The sequence below is a fragment of the Salipiger abyssi genome (assembly GCF_017311415.1).
In the GTDB taxonomy this organism is placed as follows: Bacteria; Pseudomonadota; Alphaproteobacteria; order Rhodobacterales; family Rhodobacteraceae; genus Salipiger; species Salipiger abyssi_A.
Genome location: NZ_JAEKIS010000007.1, coordinates 172348 through 191653 on the forward strand (window position 1 = coordinate 172348; position 19306 = coordinate 191653).

Genomic DNA, 19306 nt, shown 5'->3' on the forward strand with positions numbered 1-19306 from the left:
CCGAAATACCGCTCAGAGATATTTCGAGGCTTCCCGAAGCGCGAAAGGTTTCATGCGCGGTCCATGGGTCTCGAGAAAGGCCCGGGCGCGCGCCACATCGTGTTTCGACAGATCGCGGAGCCACCAGGCCACCGCCTTCTGGATGAACCAGTCGCGGTCCGGCACATAGCCCGCCGCCCAGCCCAGCACCCGGTCGCGGATCGCCAGATCCGCCTCGGTCGGGTGGTTCATGCGCGCCCATGGCAGGGTGATCACCAGCGCCGCCCGGCGCGTCCACATCAGCGGACTCTGGGTCCAGCTCTCGATCCCGGCGACCCGGCTGCGATCCGCCGTCAGCCGCCGCTGCCCGGCCTGACAGGCGTGATCGGCGATGGCCCAGCTGTCAAAGCTTGGCACCCAGCTCCGGATCAGCGCCCAGACATCCTCGTCAGGACGGATCCTTGCCTGTGTCAGCAGCTTGGCCGCCGCCAGCCGCGCCTCGTAGATATCGGTCTGCCAGAGCCCGTCCGCCAGCGCCACGCGCGCCGGCACGTCCAGGTTCTGCCGCCAGGCGCGGGTGAGATCGTTCAGCACCGGGTTCGGCACGCCGAGATAGCGCCGGTCGATCTTGTGATAGGCGCGCATCTCCTCGGCCTTGCCGGGGATCGCCCCCGCCGCGATCTCGGTCAGCGCGTCGTCCGGTGTCATGTGGCGTCGGCCTCGATCCCGGTGGGGGCACCGTCGAGCGTTGCCGCGTTCTTCTCCGCCCAGTAAGCGCGCAGCCCGTCATATCCCTTGGTCTCGGCCCAGCGGCGCAATGTGTCGCGCTCGCCGGCGAATTCCATGTAGGGCACCGCATAGCCGCAGGAATTCTGCACCAGCTCCACCGCGATCTCGCAGATCTGCCGCGCGCCGGGCAGGTCGGGAAAGAGGTCCAGCATCTCGCCCCAGCCGGGATCGCTGTGCTGGATCATCCGCGCCGTGCCATAGGCGCGCAGGATCAGCGGGCGCTTTTCGAAACCGCACCACATCAGCGTGATCCTGGGATCCTGCAACAGATGCCCCGCCGTCTCGTTGCCCGAGCCGGTGAGGTTCAGAAAGGCGATCCGGTTCGGCCCCAGCACCCGCAGCGTGTCCATGCCCTTGGGGCTGACATTCACCCGGCCCGAGGGCGCGGCGGAGCCCACGAAGAACATGTGCTGCGCCTCGATAAAGGCGATGTGATCCTCGCTCAGCGCGTCGAACTGCTTTGCCATACCAAACCTCCGAAAGACATGCCGCGCCGCAGACTATGCCCGTCTTTCATCTTTCCGCAAATACTCACCGCGACCGTGCTGCCGGGCGCGGGGCCGGGCAGGCTGTGTCGGGTCGGATTATTCCACCGTCACCGACTTCGCCAGGTTGCGCGGCTGGTCCACATCGGTGCCCTTCGCCACCGCTGCGTGATAGGCCAGAAGCTGCGCTGGCAGCGCGTAGAGCAGCGGTGACAGGCGCTCGTCCACCGCCGGCAGGGTGATCACCTGCCAGACGCCTTCGCCGGCCTGGGCCGCGCCCGCCGCGTCGGTGATCAGGCAGACCTTGCCGCCGCGCGCCATGACCTCCTGCATGTTCGAGACGGTCTTGTCGAACAGCGAGTCATGCGGCGCCATCACGATCACCGGCACGCTCTTGTCGATCAGCGCGATGGGGCCGTGCTTCAGCTCTCCTGACGCATAAGCTTCTGCATGTATATAACTGATTTCCTTAAGTTTAAGCGCACCTTCCAGAGCGAGCGGATACATCAGCCCGCGCCCAAGGAACAGCACGTCGCGCGCCTCGGAGATCTGTTTGGCGGCCTTTTCGATGGTCGCGTCGCGGTCGAGCGCCGCGTTGAAGAGCCCCGGCAGCGCGCGCAGTTCGGAGAGCAGCGCGGCGGTGTCGGACACGGGCATGATGCCGCGCGCGACGGCCGCCTTGACTGCCAGTAAAAGCAATACGTTGAGCTGGCATGTGAAGGCTTTGGTGGAGGCGACGCCAACCTCGACACCGGCATGGATCGGCAGCGCCAGATCGCTTTCGCGGGCGATGGAGCTGGTCTCCACATTGACCACGGAGACGATCTTGTCGGCTTTTTCCTTGCAATAGCGCAGGGCGGCCAGCGTGTCGGCGGTCTCGCCCGATTGCGAGACGAAGAGCGCCACGGTGCCCGGCAGCACGGGGGGCTCGCGATAGCGGAATTCCGAGGCGATATCGACCTCCACCGGCAGATGCGCCAGCCGCTCGAACCAGTATTTCGCCGTGAGACAGGCGTAGTACGCGGTCCCGCAGGCCACAAGCGTCAGCCGGTCAATCTTCGTAAAATCAATATCTTCCGAGGGTATATTGATGCTCTCCCCGTCGAGGTAGGCCCCAAGCGCATCCGCCAGCACGCTGGGTTGCTCGGCGATCTCCTTGGCCATGAAATGCTTGAACCCGGCCTTATCGACCCGCGCCGCATCCATGCGGATCTTGCGGGCTTCGCGGTTCACAAGACGGTTCTCCATGTCGAAGATCTGCGCGCCCTTGCGGGTCACAACCGCCCAGTCGCCGTCTTCGAGATAGGTGATCGTGTCGGTGAGCGGCGCCAGCGCGATGGCATCCGAGCCCACGAACATCTCGCCCTCGCCATGGCCGATGGCCAGCGGGGCCCCTTTGCGGGCGCCAATGATCAGGTCGTCCTCGCCGTCGAAGAGAAATGCCAGCGCAAAGGCGCCCTCCAGCCGCGACACGGTTTTCGCCGCTGCCTCGGCGGGGCTCAGCCCGGTGTCGAGATAGTGCCGGGTCAGCATCGCGACCGGCTCGGTATCGGTGTCGGTCTCGGGCAGGAGACCGTACTCGCCAAGCTCTTCGCGCAGCTCGCGGAAATTCTCGATGATGCCGTTATGGACCACCGCCACAGGTCCGCAGCGATGCGGGTGGGCGTTGCGGGTGGAGGGCGCGCCATGGGTGGCCCAGCGGGTCTGGCCAATGCCGGATTTGCCCGCCAGCGGCTCGTGCACCAGCAGGTCGGAAAGGTTGACAAGCTTGCCGACCGCGCGGCGCCGGTCGAGCCGACCGTCGTTCACCGTGGCGATGCCCGCGCTGTCGTAACCGCGATATTCCAGCCGCCGCAGGGCCTCGACCAGCATGGGGGCGACTTCGTGCGACCCCAGAACGCCGACAATTCCACACATATCCGTTACCCCTTGGTCTGTTTTGCTTTTTTGGCGCGCAGCATGTCGAAGAGCCGGGTTGCGAAGCCGGGTTTCATCACCTGTTTCGCACGCCCCAGCGCCAGTGCGCCCGGCGCCACGTCCTCGGTGATGACCGAGCCCGAGCCGGTCATGGCGCCGTCGCCCACGGTGACCGGGGCCACCAGCATCGTGTCGGAGCCGATGAAGGCGCCCTTGCCGATGGTGGTGCGGTGCTTGAACACGCCGTCGTAATTGCAGGTGATGGTGCCGGCGCCGATATTGCTGCCGTCTCCGATATCGGCATCGCCGAGATAGGTCAGGTGGTTGGCTTTCACGCCCTCGCCGAGATAGGCGTTCTTGATCTCGACGAAATTGCCCACATGGCTGTCTTCGGCAAGCTCGGCGCCCGGGCGCAGCCGGGCGAAGGGGCCGACCACAGCGCCGCGGCTGACATGGCAGCCTTCTAGATGGGAAAAGCCGCGAATGTGCGCACCGGATTCCACCGTGACGCCGGGGCCGAAGATCACATTGGGCTCGATTTCCGCATCGCGACCGATGGCGGTGTCCCAGGCAAAAAACACCGTGTCGGGCGCCTGCAACGCCACGCCGTCCGCCATGAGCCGGGCGCGGAGGCCTTGCTGGAACGCCGTCTCGGCGCTGGCCAGTTCGGCGCGGGAGTTGACCCCGAGCGTTTCGGCCTCGGCGCAATGCACGACGCCGGCGGAGAACCCGCGCGCGCGGGCGATGGTGACGATGTCGGGGAGGTAATATTCGCCGGCGGCGTTGTCGTTCGTCACTGCGGCGACCAGCTCCATGAGCGTTTGCGCATCGGCAGAGACAACGCCGGAATTACAAAGTTTTATGGCGCGTTCCTCATCCGTGGCGTCCTTGAATTCCACGATGCGGGTCAGCGCGTCGCCCTCGGTCACCAGCCGCCCGTAGCGACCCGGATCGGCGGCCTCGAAGCCCAGCACCACAACGTCGTGACTGGTACGGGCGCGGGCCATGGCCTCGAGCGTGTCCTGCCCGATAAAGGGCGTGTCGCCGTAAAGCACAATGGCGTCGCCCTCAAAGCCGTCGAGCTCCGGCGCGGCCTGCGCCACCGCATGGGCGGTGCCGAGCTGCTCTTCCTGGATCACCACCCGCGCTTCGGGGTCGTAATCATGCGCGGCCTTGGCCACCTGTTCTGCCTCATGGCCCGCGACCACGATGGTGCGGGCGGGCTCAAGCGTCTGGCCGGCGCGCATGGCGTGCCAGAGCATCGGCGCATGTGCGATGCGGTGCAGCACCTTGGGACGGTCGGACTCCATGCGGGTGCCCTTGCCCGCGGCAAGGATGATCAGGGCGATGCTCATGCCGGTTTCTCGTTTGTGTTCTGCCTGAGCCCGTTTTATCGGGTCAGGGAACAGGGGCAAGATGGTGCGTATCACGTTGGATTTCGGCGTGTGACAGGAAAGGGCGGCACATGCGGACGGTGATCTTCGATCTCGACGGAACGCTGGCGGATACCAGCGGCGACCTGATCGCCGCCGCGAACCGGTGCTTCGAGCGCATGGGCGGGTCGGTGCGGCTCGATCCGGTTGCCGATGCCTCGACGGCGTTTCGCGGCGGTCGCGCCATGCTGCGGCTGGGGCTGGAGCGCGCGGGCACGCCGGACGAGGCGCTGGTGGAGCGCTGGTATCCGGAACTGCTCGACGCTTATGGCGATGCGATCGACACGCACACGGTGCTTTATCCCGGCGCGGTGGCGGCGGTGGAGGCGCTGCGCGCGGCGAATGTGCCGGTGGGCATCTGTACCAACAAGCCCGAGGCGCTGGCCGAGACGTTGCTGCGCCGGCTGGGGGTGCGCGATCTTTTCGGCGCGCTGATCGGGGCGGATACGCTACCGGTACGCAAGCCGGATCCGGCGCCGCTGGCCGAGACGGTCCGGCGTCTGGGCGGGGTGCTGGCGCAAAGCTGCCTCATCGGCGATACCGAAACCGACCGCAAGACCGCCGCCGCGGCGGGCGTGCCCTGCATCCTGGTGACGTTCGGCCCCGATGGCGAGGCGGTGCGGGCGCTGACCCCCGAGGGGGTGATCGGGCATTTCGACGAACTTGGGGCCGAGTTGGCGCGGCTGACGGGGTAAGGCCGGAAAATCTTTCGGAGGAAAGATTTTCGCCGCCGGGGCGGCAAGATTTTTCGTACGAAAAATCTCCGGCGCGGCGCGGATTGACGCGGGCGCCGCGCGGGCGCATGTAAGACGCATGGAAGAGCGCTTTACCGGCAGTTTCACCCAGCAGGAGCCGATCCCCGAAGAGGGCATCGCGGCGGCGCTTTCGGTTTTGCGCCACGGGCGGCTGCATCGCTACAACGTTGCCCCGGGCGAGCTTTCCGAGACCGCGCTGCTGGAGCAGGAATTCGCCGCGATGACCGGCGCGCGCTTTGCGCTGGCGGTGGCGTCGGGCGGCTATGCGCTGGGATGCGCGCTGCGTGCGGTGGGTGTGCAGCCCGGCGACCGGGTGCTGACCAACGCTTTTACCCTGGCGCCGGTGCCCGGGGCCATTGCCTCGGTCGGCGCCGAGCCGGTCTTTGTCGGCGTGACAGAGGATCTGGTGATCGACCTCGGCGATCTGGCGGCCAAGCTCGATCGCGCCCGGGTGCTGATGCTCAGCCATATGCGCGGCCATGTCTGCGACATGGGCCGGCTGATGGCGATGTGCGACGAGGCTGGCGTCACGGTGATCGAGGATTGCGCCCACACCATGGGCGCCGCCTGGGACGGCGTGCCCTCCGGGCGGCACGGCGCGGTGGGCTGCTATTCGACCCAGACCTACAAGCACATGAATTCCGGCGAGGGCGGCTTTCTCGTCACCGATGACGAGGAGATCGCCGCGCGGGCGGTGATCCTCTCGGGCTCCTACATGCTGTATGAGCGGCATCTTGCTGCGCCGGGGCCGGAGGTGTTCGAGCGGGTGAAATACCACACGCCCAACGTTTCGGGTCGCATGGACAATCTGCGCGCCGCGATCCTGCGGCCACAGCTTCGCACGCTCGACGAGCAGGTGGCGCGCTGGAACGCGCGTTATCGCGTGGTCGAGGAGGGGCTGCGCGGCGTGCCCGGGCTGACTCTCATCGCGCGTGATCCGCGCGAGACCTATGTCGGCTCCTCCATCCAGGTCCTGCTGCTCGACTGGGCGCCTGAGGCGCTTCAGGAGGTGCTGGCGCGCTGTGCCGCGCGCGGGGTGGAGCTGAAATGGTTCGGCGGGGCCGAGCCCGTGGCCTTTACCTCACGCTACGATTCCTGGCGCTATGCCGAGACCGAGGCGCTGCCGGCGACCGACCGGGTGCTGGCCGGGATCGTTGACATGCGCCTGCCACTGACCTTCAGTCCCGAGGATTGCGCCCAGATCGCCCGGATCATCCGCGCCGAGGTCTCGGCGGTGTTTCAGCGCGGCTGAGGCGTCGGGCTACAGAACAGCGGCGCGCTGCGCGCCGGAGATATCGGTGGGAGGACCGGTCATGACCACAGTCAACACAATTCCCGAGACCGCGCTCGCCTGGCATCGCGACGGCAGGGGCGCGGTTCTGGCAACGGTGATCGAGACCTGGGGCTCGGCGCCCCGCCGCGTCGGCGCGCAGCTTGTCGTCTCGGGCGCGGGCGAGATCGAGGGCTCGGTCTCCGGCGGCTGCGTCGAGGGCGCGGTGATCGTCGAGGCGCTGGAGGCGCTGGAAGAGGGCGCCGCGCGCGAGCTGGAATTCGGCGTCTCCGATCAGGATGCCTTTGCCGTGGGGCTGGCCTGCGGTGGCACCATCCGCGTGCTGGTCGAGCCGGTGGGTAAGGTGCTGCCCGAGGCGCTGCTGGCCGGGCTCTGCGCCGAGCGCGCGGCGCGGCGGGCGGTGGCCTATGTGGTCGATCTCGACAGCGGTGCGCGGCGGCTCGACAGCACCGGCCACGAGACGCGCTTTCGCATGGATCGCTCAGGGTTCGAAGAGGAGAGCCGGACATTCGTCGCCATCCACAACCCGCCGCTCCGGCTGATCGTGGTGGGGGCGGTGCATATCGCCCAGGCGCTGGTGCCGATGGCCAAGATCGCCGGCTACGACCCCGCCATTGTCGACCCGCGCGAGACCTTCGGCGCAGACTCCCGCTTTCCCGGCGAGACGCTGCTCAACGACTGGCCCGACGAGGCGGTGGAAAAGCTCGGGCTCGACGGGCGCACCGCGCTGGTGCTGCTGACCCACGACCCCAAGCTCGACGATCCGGCGCTGGAGCTGGCGCTGCGCTCGGACTGCTTCTATATCGGCGCGCTCGGCTCCACCCGCACCCATGCCAAGCGCGTGGCGCGGCTGACGGAGGCCGGGTTCTCCGAGGCAGAGATCGCGCGCATCCACGGGCCGGTGGGGCTCGATATCGGCGCCTCGGGCCCCTCGGAGATCGCCGTGTCGATCCTTGCCGAGATGACCCGGGTGCTGAGGAAGGGCGCATGAAATTCGGCCCCGTTCCCCTGGCCGATGCGGTCGGCGGCGTGCTGGCGCATTCCGTCGAGCTTCCGGACGGGCGGCTGCGCAAGGGCAGGGTGATCGCGGCGGAGGATCTGGCGCGGATCGAGGCGGCGGGGCTGCGCGAGCTGGTGGTGGCGCGGCTGGCGCCTGGCGATGTGGGCGAAGACGACGCCGCCGCGCGGTTGGCGCGGGCACTGGTGCCCGATCCGGAAGCGGCGGGGCTGCGGCTCGGCAAGGCGGCGACCGGGCGGGTGAACCTTTTCAGCGCGCGCATCGGAGTGATCGAGATCGACGCAGGCCGCATCTACGCGGTGAATGCGATACATCCGATGATCACCGTCGCGACGCTGCGGCCCTGGGCGCGGCTGCCCTCGCGCGGCATGGTGGCGACGATCAAGATCATCTCCTATGCGGTGCCCGGCGCGGCCTTGGAGGCGGCTTGCGAGGCCGCGCCCGGCGCGCTGCGTCTGCGCCCCGTGTGCTACGGCTCGGCGCAGCTCATCGAGACGGTGATCGGCGGCAAGCCGCATCCCGACAAGGGCCGGCGGTCGGTCGAGGCGCGGCTGACGCGGATGGGGGTCGCGCCGGTCGCGGGCGCGCAGGTGCCGCATGACACCGCCGCGCTGGCGGCGGCGATCGCCGCCTCTCCGGCGGAGGTGGTGCTGATCCTGACCGGCTCGGCGACCTCGGATCTGCACGACACCGCACCCGAAGCGCTGCGCGCGGCGGGCGGGACCGTCACCCATTTCGGCATGCCGGTGGATCCGGGCAACCTGCTGTTTTTCGGCGAGATCGGCGGCAAGCCGGTGATCGGCCTGCCGGGATGCGCGCGCTCGCCGGCGCTGAACGGTGCCGACTGGGTGCTGGAGCGCATTCTCTGCGGCGTCGAGGTGACCTCGCGCGACATCATGGGCATGGGGGTGGGCGGTCTGCTCAAGGAACCGCCCTCGCGTCCGCGTCCGCGCGAAGGCTGATTCCCCGTGCAGAGGGCAGGTGGCCGCGCGGGGGAACTGCCGGGCGGCGGCGGCTCGCGTCGCGCCCGGGGCGACGACGGTCGTTCGGCAAAAAGAAAACCCGCCGGCGATGCGGCGGGTCGTTCCTTTGCCAGGGGCTCGGCGCTTATTTGGCGAGCGGTCCGATCATCATGATCATCTGGCGGCCTTCCATCTTGGGCATGTTCTCGACCTTGCCCAGTTCCTTGACGTCTTCGGCCACACGCTCCAGCAGCTCCCGGCCCAGGTTCTGGTGCGCCATCTCGCGCCCGCGGAACCGCAGCGTGATCTTGACCTTGTCGCCTTTCTCAAGGAATTTCAGTACATTGCGCATTTTCACATCGTAGTCATGCGTGTCAGTGCCGGGACGGAACTTGACCTCTTTGACCTCGATGATCTTCTGCTTCTTGCGGGCTTCGGATTCCCGCTTTTGCTGTTCGTACTTGTACTTGCCGAAATCCATGATCTTACAAACCGGCGGATTGGCGTTCGGCGAAATCTCGACAAGATCCAGCCCCGCCTGCTCTGCCAGTTCGATCGCACGACGCGGCGACTGAACGCCCAGGTTTTCGCCCTCGGCGCCGATCAGGCGGATTTCAGGGGCCCGGATACGGTCGTTGACGCGGGGGCCGGTGTCGCGCGTGGGGGGCGCGTTGTGAGGTCTGCGGGCTATGGTATCGGTCCTTTTTCCGTGAACACTTTGGAGGCGCAAAATAAGCTTGGCCCGGCAGTGATTCAAGCGCCAAATCCGCGGAACCACGCCTATGGCATGTGCGTTCCCCTTGTACTCCATCCAACCGCAAGGCACATCCCGAAACTCAATGGCAGGAACGGGACTTTGACCCGCTGCCGTTCAAACCGAAGAGGGGCAAGTCAATATGAAGAAACTGATTCTCGTTCTCATCGCGCTGGTTGTTCTGGGCGGGATCGCCTGGACGCTGAAAGGCGTGCCGTCCGGAGAGGACATGAGCGAAACCGAAGCAGCGCCGGTGGAAGAGACCGAGACCGCCGTCGAAGAGGCGTCGGATGCCGTAGAGAGCGCCACTGAGACTGCCGAAGAGGCGGCTGACGCTGCCGCCGAGACTGCTGCCGACGCGGCTGCGGATGCCGAGGCCGCTGCGAATGAGGCTGCGGACGCTGTGCGCGAGGCCGTCGAGGATGCCGCCAATGCGGCCGAAGAGGCAGGCGAAGCCGCAGCGAACACCGCAGGTGATGCGGTCGATGCCGTCAACGAAGCCGCTGAGGATATGATCGAGAGCATCACCGGCGCCGAGGACACCGCGACCGAAGAGGCCGCAGAGGCCGCCGCCGACGCGATGGACGCTGCGGAAGACGCTGCCGACAGCGCGGAAACGGCGGCGGAGAACGCCGCGGATGCCGCCACCGACACCGCTGCCGAAACCGCCGAAGGCGCTGCCGAGATGGCCGAGGATGCGGCGGAGAGCGCCGAAAGCGCAACCGAGACCGTGGTCGAGGATGCCGCCGACGCGACTGAAAGCGCGACCGAGACCGTGGTCGAAGATGCCGCTGACGCGACCGAAAGCGCGGCTAACAGCGCCGCCGAGGCCACCGAGAGTGCCACCGAAGCCGGCGATGCAGCAGCAACCGCTGCGACCGAAGAGAGCGCGGCCGATGCTCCTGAAATGCTCACGGTCGACGGGTTCGATTACGATCGTGTCATCGAGTATGTGGACAACTCCGACCTAAGCCCGGTTGTGAAGGCCACCACCAAGACCACGCTGGAGCGGGTGCGCGACAATCCCGCATTGCTCGAAGCCACTCTTGAGAAGCTGCGCGAGCAGCTGGGCATGTAAGAGGCCCTGCCGCGTAGAACGAGAAACGCCGCGCAAGGGATTGCGCGGCGTTTTTCGTTTGCGGCGGTGGCTGTCGATCAGTCGAGAAATGCCTTTTCCACCACATATTGCTTGGGATCGGAATTGGCGCCTTCCTCCAGCCCGTAATCCTCAAGCATCTCCTTCAGTTCGAGGTTGAAGGCGAGGTTGCCGCAGATCATTGCGCGATCGGTCTCGGGGTTGATCGGCTCGACGCCGAGATCGGCAAAGGCCTCGCCCGAGCGCATCAGGTCGGTGATGCGGCCCATCTTGGCGCTCTCTTCGCGGGTGGTGGTCGGGTAGTATTTGATCTTCTTCCAGAAGCCTTCGCCGATGACCTCGTTCAGCAGCTCGTCGGTCTTCAGGCTTTCGATCAGCTCGGCGCCGTATTGCAGCTCGCCCGCCTCACGGCAGGTATGGGTGATGATGACCTCGTCGTAATCCTCATAGGTCTGCGGCTCGCGCAGCAGCGAGGCGAAGGGGGCGAAACCGGTGCCGGTGGCAAAGAACCACAGGCGCTTGCCGGGCAGCAGCGCGTCATGCACCAGCGTGCCGACGGGCTTGGGCCGCAGGATGATCTGGTCGCCCACCTTGATGTGCTGGAGCTTGGAGGTCAGCGGGCCGTCCTGCACCTTGATCGAGTAGAATTCCAGCTCTTCGTCCCAGGAGGGCGAGGCGATGGAATAGGCGCGCAGCAGCGGTTTCTGCTTGCCGGTCTCGGGGTGCGGATCGCCCATCAGGCCGATCATCACGAATTCGCCCGAGCGAAAGCGCAGCGACGCGGGGCGCGTCACGCGGAACGAGAACAGGCGGTCGGTCCAGTGCTTGACCGCGGTCACGGTCTGGGCATCGGGCAGCACCATCTTTTTCGGCGCTTCGGCATTGGCGGCGTTGGCGTTGGTGTCGGTCACGGGCGTCATCTCGGTCATGGCTGATGTCTCGGGCGCTTGCATGCGTATCATTCGCATGCAAACGAAACCCGAGTCCTTTTCTAGGGTGTATTACATGATTTTGAAAGGCGACTTAACCGCGCAGACGGCTCTGATAGTCGTGTTGCCGCCAATTTGATCGGAACTGCCAGTCCGCTTCGGGCTGTCGCGCGGCCAGCTCGTCGGAGATCTCGACATCGTCGAACCCGGCGCGGCGCGCCATGGCGTACTGGTCGGCGATCACGTGGCCGCGCGCGCGCAGTCGTCCGGTATAGCCGCGCAGCCGCAGCAGCCGTGCCAGGGTAAAGCCGCGCCCGTCGGCGAAGCTCGGGAAGTCGATGCGGATCATCTCGACGCCCGGGGCGATCTCCAGCGCTGCCGGATCGGTGTCGGAGGTCAGGTCGAGCGTGGCGCCCTCCCGATCATCATTCCAGTCGTCCGGGCCGAAGCCCGCATCACTCACGATAACGCTCATGTGCTCGGTCCTTTGGTTTCTCCGGCATCCTCGCCGGGCCGCACCATGCGGCCATTGACGAAATGGATCCCGCATTCCTGTTTCTCCTCGCCGCGCCAGCGTCCGGCGCGCGGGTCTTCGCCCTCGGCCACCGGCGAGGTGCAGGGGGCGCAGCCGATCGACGGGTAGCCCCTGGCCACCAGCGGATGCCGGGGCAGGCGGTTCTCGTCCATATAGGCGCGCACATCCTCGGGCGCCCAATGCGCCAGCGGATTGACCTTGATGCGGCCGGTTTCCTCTTCGAGCTCGAAGAATTCCAGCGCCGCGCGGGTGGCCGACTGAAAGCGCTTGCGCCCGGTGATCCAGCCGTCGAAGCCCTGAAGCGCCTTTTCAAGCGGTACGGTCTTGCGCAGGGCGCAGCAGGCATCTGTGCTGGTCTGGCGCAGATCGTCGCTCGGGTCGCGCTCGCGCAGCAGCGCCTCGTCGGTGCGCAGCACGCGCAGGTCCTGAAGGTGCAGCCGCTCGGCCACCTCCTGCTGATAGGCCAGCGTCTCGGGGAAGAGCAGCCGGGTGTCGATGAACAGCACCGGCGTCTTGCGCTCGACCATCGCCACCAGGTGCAGAAGCACCACCGATTCAGCCCCGAACGAGGAGACCAGCGCGATCTGCCCGGCCTCGGGGTCGCGCAGTGCGCCCTCGAGCACCGAGACTGCGCCGTGATGCCGGTAGCGCGCATTCAGCGCATCGACACGGCCACGCAGGTCCCGCAACTCCTCGACGCTGCGCGCGGGCGCGCCTCCGGCGGGAGTATTTGGAGAAAGATGAAAGGTCATGCGCTCAGGCCGCCCTTGCCTTCTTGCCGGTTTCCTCACCGTAGAGCGCGGTCTTGAACGGCGCCATGCCGAGACGGCGATAGGCGGCGAGGAAGGGCTCTTCGGGGCTTTCGCGATGCTCCAGATAGGCCTGCACAACGCGCTCGATGGCGGGCACGATCTCTTCCGCCGAGAATCCGGGCCCGGTGCGGGTGCCGAGGCTGGCGGTCTCGGTGGCATCGCCGCCCAGGGTGATCTGATAGTTCTCCACGCCGGCGCGGTCGAGTCCGAGAATGCCGATATGGCCCACATGGTGGTGGCCGCAGGCATTGATGCAACCGGAGATCTTGATCTTCAGATCGCCGATCTCGTGCTCGATCTTGAGCTCGTCGAAACGGGTGGCGATCTCCTGCGCGATGGGGATCGAGCGCGCGGTGGCGAGCGCGCAGTAATCCATGCCCGGGCAGGCGATGATATCCGAGATCAGCCCGATATTGGCGGTGGCGAGACCGTGCGCCTTGAGGATCTTGTGGATCTCCGGCAGGTCGGATTTGTGCACATGCGGCAGCACCACGTTCTGCTCGTGAGAGATGCGCAGCTCGTCATGGCCGAAGCGGCGGGCGAGATCGGCCATCACGCGCATCTGATCGGCGGTGGCGTCGCCCGGGGTTTGCCCGTGCGGCTTGAGGCTGATCTGCGCGATGGCATAGCCCGGCGCCTTGTGATCCCAGAGATTGGTGTCGGCCCAGGCGCGGAACACCGGGTCGGACTCATAGGCGCTGTCATAGGCGTCGGTCGGCACGTTGCGGAAGGCCGGCGGCAGGAACTGCGCGGCGATCTCGTCGAAGAGCTCCAGATCGGCACCGTTGAAGGCCTGTCTGGTCTCGGCGAAACGGTCTTCGACCAGGCGGCGGATCTCGTCGATGCCGTGCTCGTGCACAGTGATCTTGATGCGCGCCTTGTACTTGTTGTCGCGCCGGCCGAGCAGGTTCCAGACCGAGACTGTCGCCTCGACGAAGGGCAGCAGCTCGGAGAGAGGCACGAATTCCGCCAGCTCCTTGCCGATCATCGGGGTGCGGCCAAGCCCGCCGCCGACCAGCACGCGGTAGCCGATGCGGCCCTCGCGCTCGACGACCTGGATGCCGATATCATGTGCCTTGATCACCGCGCGATCATTCGGCGAGCCGGTGACGGCGATCTTGAACTTGCGCGGCAGGAACTGGAATTCCGGGTGGTCGCTCGACCATTGCCGCAAGAGCTCGGCCACCGGGCGCGGATCGGCGATCTCGTCGGCGGCGGCACCGGCGAAATGATCGGCGGTCACGTTGCGGATCGTGTTGCCGGAGGTCTGGATGGCGTGCATGCCGACCTCGGCCAGCGCATCGAGCATATCGGGCACGTCGCGCAGTTTCGGCCAGTTGTACTGGATGTTCTGGCGGGTGGTGAAATGGCCGTAGCCCTTGTCCCATTTCTCCGCCAGCAGGGCGAGCTGATCCATCTGCGCGCTGTTGAGCGTGCCATAGGGGATGGCGACGCGCAGCATATAGGCGTGCAGCTGGAGATAGAGCCCGTTCATCAGGCGCAGCGGCTTGAATTCGTCCTCGGTGAGATGGCCCGCGATGCGGCGCTCCACCTGCTGACGGAACTGGCGGTTGCGCTCGGCAACGAAGGCTGTGTCAAAATCTGTGTAGCGGTACATCTTGTCTGTCTCCCCGCAAATTCCTTTCAAGGAATTTGCAAATCTTTTCGAAAAGATTTGGCGCGCGGCTCAGCCCTCGGCCTGTTTGCCATGCGCGTAGTTGGACGGGCCGGTGGCGCGGAACGTCTCGCGGAAATGCGTGGTCTGCGGACCCTCGTCGCTGGGTGCCACATCGGCGAGATAAACGCCGACCGCCTCGGCGTGACGCGCCGAGGCGTCGAGCAGCCGGATCTGGGCGACGGCCTCGTCGGTCAGAACTTCGGCCTGCGACAGCGAGCGGACCCAGCTGTCATCGGCGGCGAGATAGATCACGTCGCCCTCGAGCAGCGCGTTGGCGGTGACCACCTTGGGGGTGAAAGCCTTGGGCATCAGGAAACCTCCTGTCTTGCGATTGCGGCGGCGCGCGCGGCCTGCGGGGTAAGCCCCAGCAGCAGCACGGCGGGCCCGTCGAGCTGGGCCGCCTCAAGCGTGGCGGCGAGTGTGGCGAGGGTGGCGGGCAGCTGACGCTCATCGGCGCGCGAGGCGTTTTCCACCACGGTGACCGGGGTCATCGGGTCGGCGCCATGCATCATCAGCCGGCCCTGAAGGAAACGCGCGGCGCGCTTGCCCATATAGATCGCGGCCACCGCGCCGGGGCGCGCGAGCGTGCGCCAGTCCTGTTCGGCAAAGCCCTTGACGTCGTGCCCGGTGAGCAGGCGCAGATCGCTGTTGCGTCCGCGCTTGGTCATCGAGACGCCGAGGCTTGCGGCGGCGGCGGTCGCAGCGGTGAGGCCGGGGGTGACGCGATAGGGGATGCCGGCGGCGTCGAGCGCCTCGGTTTCCTCGTCGAGCCGACCGAACACGCCGGGATCGCCGGATTTCAGCCGCACCACGCGGGCGCCGCCGCGGGCGTGCTCGATGATCAGCGCATTGATCGCGTCCTGCTTCATCGAGGGGCCGAAGCCCTTCTTGCCGACCGGCACCAGGACCGCTTCAGGCGCGGCGAAATCGAGGATCTCCTGTGGTACGAGCTGGTCGTGCAGCAGCACCTCGGCGGCGCCGATCAGCCGCATGGCGCGCAGGGTCAGCAGCTCCGGATCGCCGGGGCCGGCGCCGACAAAGGCCACGTGGCCCTGGGGCAGAAGGGTCTGGGGTCGTGCCATGGGACGGCTCCGCGCTTGGGTGGTGTGTTCTCTCAAATATAGGATATTGTCCCGCTTTCTGGCTAGGAGGGGGCCTGTACTAAGAACTTTGTCCTGTTCAGCGGCTGTGATACGAAAATTCATCTCGCTGCGCCGCAATATGGAGAAAGCCTATGCAGATCGACGCGACCGACCGGAAAATCCTTCGCGAGCTTCAGCAGGACGCGGGCCGATCGCTCGACGATATCGCCCGTGCGGTGGGCTCGTCCAAGACGCCGGTCTGGAACCGGATTCGCAAGATGCGCGATGCTGGCATCATCGGGCCGCAGGTGGTGATCGCCGATCCGGACAAGCTGGGCTTCGAGGCCTGTTTCTTTGTGCTGATCCGCACCTCCGAGCACGATTCCGACTGGCAGCAGCGGTTTCTCAACGCGGTGCGCGCCCGGCCCGAGGTGATGGAGGCGCACCGGCTGGCGGGCGATATCGACTATATCCTCAAGGTGCGGGTGCCGAACGCGCGTGCCTATGACGTGTTCTACCAGTCGCTGATTTCCGAGGTGAAGGTGCACAACGTCACGGCGCTTTTGTCGATGGAGGAGATCAAGGCGACGACGGCGCTGCCGGTGTGAGCGCCGGGGCAGTCCGCCTCGGTTCTTTCATCTTTCTGAAAATACCCAAAAAAATCATCCCTCTGGGCCCTGTTCCGGTTTCGCCTGTTCGCGATGCCGTCTCAAGGCGACCGCGTCACGCGTGTTTGCACCCGGATCTCTCTTCCGCAATGAAAAACGCCTGCCGGGGAGTCCCGGCAGGCGCTCTTAGTTTTTTCGGAGCCGCCGGCGTGGCGGCGCGGCGGTCAGGACTTGGCGAGGTTGCGCAGCACGTAGTGCAGCACGCCGCCATGTTCGACATATTCCTTCTCGATGGCCGTATCGATGCGGCACTTGAGCTGGATCGTCTTGGTCGAACCGTCCGCGAAGGTGATGGTGCAGGGCACCTCGGCCAGCGGGGTCACGCTGTCGAGTCCGTCGATGGCCACCGTTTCCTCGCCGGTCAGGCCCAGCGTCTTGCGGGTGTCGCCGCCGGTGAACTCGAAGGGGATGACGCCCATGCCGACCAGGTTCGAGCGGTGGATACGCTCGAAGCTCTCGGCGATCACGGCTTTCACACCCAGAAGCGCCGTACCCTTGGCCGCCCAGTCACGCGAGGAACCCGCGCCGTAGAGCTCGCCACCGAAGATCACCAGCGGGGTGCCGGCCTCCTGATAGGCCATCGAGGCTTCGTAGATCGAGGTCTGTTCGCCATCGGGGCCCTTGGTGTAGCCGCCTTCGACGCCGTCCAGCATCTCGTTCTTGATGCGGATATTGGCGAAGGTGCCGCGCATCATGACTTCGTGGTTGCCTCGACGCGAGCCGTAGGAGTTGAACTCCCGCACGGGCACCTGATGCTCGACCAGATACTGACCTGCGGGGGTGCTTTCCTTGAAGGAGCCCGCCGGCGAGATGTGGTCGGTGGTGATCATGTCGCCCAGCACGGCAAGGATGCGCGCGCCCGAGATATTGGTGATCTCGCCCGGTTCGGTGCTCATGCCCTGGAAGTAGGGCGGGTTCTGCACATAGGTCGAGGTCGGCGGCCAGTCATAGGTTTCGCCGCCCTTGACTTCCACGCCCTGCCATTTCTCGTCGCCCTTGAAGACGTCGGCATATTTCGCCTGGAACGCCTCGCGGGTGACGACCTTCTCGACCAGCTCGGCGATCTCCTGGTTGGAGGGCCAGATGTCTTTCAGGTAGACGTCCTTGCCGTCCGCCGTCTGGGCGATGGGATCGTTGGCGATGTCGATATTCATGTCGCCGGCCAGTGCGTAGGCCACGACCAGCGGCGGCGAGGCCAGGTAGTTGGCGCGCACATCGGGCGAGATCCGGCCTTCGAAGTTCCGGTTGCCCGAGAGCACCGAGGTTGCGATCAGGTCGTTGTCGTTGATCGCCTTCGAGATTTCCGGCTGAAGCGGGCCGGAGTTGCCGATGCAGGTGGTGCAGCCGTAACCCACGAGGTTGAAGCCCACCGAGTCGAGATCTTCGGTGAGGCCGGCGGCGTCGAGATAATCGGTCACCACCTGGCTGCCGGGGGCAAGCGAGGTCTTCACCCAGGGCTTGCGGTTGAGGCCCAGCTCACGCGCCTTGCGCGCCACGAGCCCGGCGCCGATCAGCACATAGGGGTTCGAGGTGTTGGTGCACGACGTGATCGAGGCGATCACCACCGAACCGTCTTTCAGCTCATACTCTTCGCCATCGACCTTGGCGGTCTTGTGGATGTTGACCGGCTTCGTGGCCACCGGGCCCTCGTCGGCCATGTCCTTGGCGTCGTCCGAGATGTCGATGCCGCGATAATCGGCGACCACCTTGGTGAAGGCCGAAGCGGCTTCGGTCAGCTTCAGGTAATCCTGGGGACGTTTCGGGCCGGAGATCGCGGGCACGATGGTGCCCATGTCGAGCTCCAGCGTGTCGGTGTAGATCGGATCGTAATCCGCGCCGCGCCAGAAGCCGTTTTCCTTGGCATAGGCTTCGACCAGCGCGATACGGTCCTCGTCACGGCCGGTCTGGCGCAGGTAACGCAGGGTTTCGTCGTCGATCGGGAAGAAGCCGCAGGTGGCGCCGTATTCGGGGGCCATGTTGGCGATGGTGGCACGCTGTGCCAGCGGCAGGTTGTCGAGCCCGTCGCCGTAGAATTCGACGAACTTGCCGACCACGCCCTTGGCGCGCAGCATCTCGACGACCTTCAGCACGAGGTCGGTGCCGGTGGTGCCTTCGATCATCTCGCCGGTCAGCTTGAAGCCGACCACTTCGGGGATCAGCATGGAGATCGGCTGGCCGAGCATCGCGGCCTCGGCCTCGATGCCGCCCACGCCCCAGCCCAGAACGGCGGCGCCGTTGACCATGGTGGTGTGGCTGTCGGTGCCGACCAGCGTGTCGGGATAGGCGACTTCCATGCCGTCCTGATCCGCATCGGTCCAGACGGTCTGTGCCAGATATTCCAGGTTCACCTGGTGGCAGATGCCGGTGCCCGGGGGCACGACGCGGAAGTTGTTGAAGGCCGACTGGCCCCATTTCAGGAATTCATAGCGCTCGATATTGCGCTCGTATTCGCGGTCCACGTTCATCTGGAACGCGCGCGGGTTGCCGAACTCGTCGATCATCACCGAGTGGTCGATGACCAGATCCACCGGGTTCAGCGGGTTGATCTTCTGCGCGTCGCCGCCCAGAGCCTTGATGCCGTCACGCATGGCGGCGAGGTCGACCACGGCGGGAACGCCGGTGAAGTCCTGCATCAGCACGCGGGCCGGGCGATAGGCGATCTCGCGCGGGTTCTTGCCGCCGAGCGCGCCCCATTCCGAGAACGCCTTGATGTCGTCCACCGAAACGGTCTTGCCGTCCTCGAAGCGCAGCATGTTTTCCAGCACCACCTTGAGCGCGGCGGGCAGGTGCGAGAAGGCACCGAGCCCGGCTTCTTCGGCGGCGGGGATGGAGTAATAGGCGTAGGTCTTGCCGTTCACCTCGAGCGTCTTGCGCGTCTTGGATGTGTCCTGACCGACTGTGATGGGCATGGTTGGCTCCCTTGCAAGGACTGGAGAAAAGGGTTCGCTTGCCTCGCGTTCTGCCCCATTGGCCGCGCTCGTGCAAGGGGGATGCGCGGTTTTGTATACCGTAGAATACAAAAAAAGACGCCTATGCCGCATCTGCAAAGCTTCACTGCCTCTCGCAAAACCTTGATTGGTTATTTCAGGCGCGCTTCGCTACCTCGGAAAAGGGACACAAACA

General features: G+C 66.0%; 18 protein-coding genes. 6 read left to right on the forward strand and 12 right to left on the reverse strand.

Annotated elements, in window-relative coordinates; genetic code table 11:
* Window positions 1–12: 12 nt before the first annotated feature.
* The 4 genes from I6N89_RS11925 to glmU all read right to left on the reverse strand — a co-directional run bounded on the left by I6N89_RS11925 (window position 13) and on the right by glmU (window position 4525).
* Complete coding sequence (locus tag I6N89_RS11925; protein ID WP_207018674.1) at window positions 13–687, reverse strand: DNA alkylation repair protein; 675 nt, start codon at window positions 685–687, stop codon at window positions 13–15.
* The gene (locus I6N89_RS11930) at window positions 684–1235 is read right to left on the reverse strand and encodes a pyridoxamine 5'-phosphate oxidase family protein (RefSeq protein ID WP_207018675.1); all 552 of its coding nucleotides are present in this window, start codon (window positions 1233–1235) and stop codon (window positions 684–686) included. The genes I6N89_RS11925 and I6N89_RS11930 overlap by 4 nt, the downstream gene beginning before the upstream one ends.
* Window positions 1236–1352: 117 nt before the next feature.
* Entirely contained in the window at window positions 1353–3170 is a 1818-nt protein-coding gene (gene glmS / locus I6N89_RS11935; protein ID WP_207018676.1) for a glutamine--fructose-6-phosphate transaminase (isomerizing), read from the reverse strand.
* Window positions 3171–3175: 5 nt separating this feature from the next.
* On the reverse strand, window positions 3176–4525 hold the full coding sequence (gene glmU, locus I6N89_RS11940) for a bifunctional UDP-N-acetylglucosamine diphosphorylase/glucosamine-1-phosphate N-acetyltransferase GlmU (protein WP_207018677.1): 1350 nt from the start codon (window positions 4523–4525) through the stop codon (window positions 3176–3178).
* Between the two features lie 110 nt (window positions 4526–4635).
* Here glmU and I6N89_RS11945 point away from each other — a divergent pair, with 110 nt between their 5' ends.
* From I6N89_RS11945 to I6N89_RS11960, 4 genes are all read left to right on the forward strand, one after another.
* The gene (locus tag I6N89_RS11945) at window positions 4636–5298 is read left to right on the forward strand and encodes an HAD-IA family hydrolase (protein ID WP_207018678.1); all 663 of its coding nucleotides are present in this window, start codon (window positions 4636–4638) and stop codon (window positions 5296–5298) included.
* Window positions 5299–5416: 118 nt separating this feature from the next.
* On the forward strand, window positions 5417–6610 hold the full coding sequence (locus I6N89_RS11950) for a DegT/DnrJ/EryC1/StrS family aminotransferase (protein WP_207018679.1): 1194 nt from the start codon (window positions 5417–5419) through the stop codon (window positions 6608–6610).
* 61 nt (window positions 6611–6671) lie between these two features.
* The gene (locus I6N89_RS11955) at window positions 6672–7640 is read left to right on the forward strand and encodes an XdhC family protein (protein WP_207018680.1); all 969 of its coding nucleotides are present in this window, start codon (window positions 6672–6674) and stop codon (window positions 7638–7640) included.
* Window positions 7637–8629 carry a molybdopterin-binding protein gene (locus tag I6N89_RS11960; protein ID WP_207018681.1) on the forward strand — a complete coding sequence of 331 codons (993 nt, stop codon included), beginning with the start codon at window positions 7637–7639 and terminating at the stop codon, window positions 8627–8629. Before I6N89_RS11955 ends, I6N89_RS11960 begins: the two co-directional genes overlap by 4 nt.
* Window positions 8630–8774: 145 nt before the next feature.
* Here I6N89_RS11960 and infC read toward each other — a convergent pair whose 3' ends face one another.
* Window positions 8775–9320 carry a translation initiation factor IF-3 gene (gene infC, locus I6N89_RS11965; protein WP_419247621.1) on the reverse strand — a complete coding sequence of 182 codons (546 nt, stop codon included), beginning with the start codon at window positions 9318–9320 and terminating at the stop codon, window positions 8775–8777.
* Window positions 9321–9525: 205 nt separating this feature from the next.
* Between infC and I6N89_RS11970 the strand changes: the two genes are divergently transcribed.
* The gene (locus I6N89_RS11970) at window positions 9526–10461 is read left to right on the forward strand and encodes a translation initiation factor 3 (protein WP_207018683.1); all 936 of its coding nucleotides are present in this window, start codon (window positions 9526–9528) and stop codon (window positions 10459–10461) included.
* Window positions 10462–10538: 77 nt separating this feature from the next.
* Here the strand turns inward: I6N89_RS11970 and I6N89_RS11975 are convergent, their stop codons facing one another.
* From I6N89_RS11975 to cobA, 6 genes are all read right to left on the reverse strand, one after another.
* The gene (locus I6N89_RS11975) at window positions 10539–11408 is read right to left on the reverse strand and encodes a ferredoxin--NADP reductase (protein WP_207018684.1); all 870 of its coding nucleotides are present in this window, start codon (window positions 11406–11408) and stop codon (window positions 10539–10541) included.
* A 94-nt stretch (window positions 11409–11502) separates the two neighbouring features.
* A complete protein-coding gene (locus tag I6N89_RS11980) occupies window positions 11503–11883 on the reverse strand; it encodes a DUF934 domain-containing protein (protein ID WP_207018685.1) in 381 nt (126 codons plus the stop codon).
* On the reverse strand, window positions 11880–12695 hold the full coding sequence (locus tag I6N89_RS11985; protein WP_207018686.1) for a phosphoadenylyl-sulfate reductase: 816 nt from the start codon (window positions 12693–12695) through the stop codon (window positions 11880–11882). The genes I6N89_RS11980 and I6N89_RS11985 overlap by 4 nt, the downstream gene beginning before the upstream one ends.
* A gap of 4 nt (window positions 12696–12699) precedes the next feature.
* A complete protein-coding gene (locus tag I6N89_RS11990; RefSeq protein WP_207018687.1) occupies window positions 12700–14373 on the reverse strand; it encodes a nitrite/sulfite reductase in 1674 nt (557 codons plus the stop codon).
* A 69-nt stretch (window positions 14374–14442) separates the two neighbouring features.
* Window positions 14443–14742, reverse strand: a complete 300-nt coding sequence (locus tag I6N89_RS11995; RefSeq protein ID WP_207018688.1) for a DUF2849 domain-containing protein — start codon at window positions 14740–14742, stop codon at window positions 14443–14445.
* On the reverse strand, window positions 14742–15515 hold the full coding sequence (gene cobA, locus I6N89_RS12000) for a uroporphyrinogen-III C-methyltransferase (protein ID WP_236016572.1): 774 nt from the start codon (window positions 15513–15515) through the stop codon (window positions 14742–14744). Before cobA ends, I6N89_RS11995 begins: the two co-directional genes overlap by 1 nt.
* A 152-nt stretch (window positions 15516–15667) precedes the next feature.
* Here cobA and I6N89_RS12005 point away from each other — a divergent pair, with 152 nt between their 5' ends.
* On the forward strand, window positions 15668–16123 hold the full coding sequence (locus tag I6N89_RS12005; RefSeq protein WP_207018690.1) for an Lrp/AsnC family transcriptional regulator: 456 nt from the start codon (window positions 15668–15670) through the stop codon (window positions 16121–16123).
* A 224-nt stretch (window positions 16124–16347) separates the two neighbouring features.
* Here I6N89_RS12005 and acnA read toward each other — a convergent pair whose 3' ends face one another.
* Window positions 16348–19092: an aconitate hydratase AcnA gene (gene acnA, locus I6N89_RS12010; protein ID WP_236016573.1), complete on the reverse strand. Its 2745-nt coding sequence runs from the start codon at window positions 19090–19092 to the stop codon at window positions 16348–16350.
* Window positions 19093–19306 lie beyond the last annotated feature (214 nt).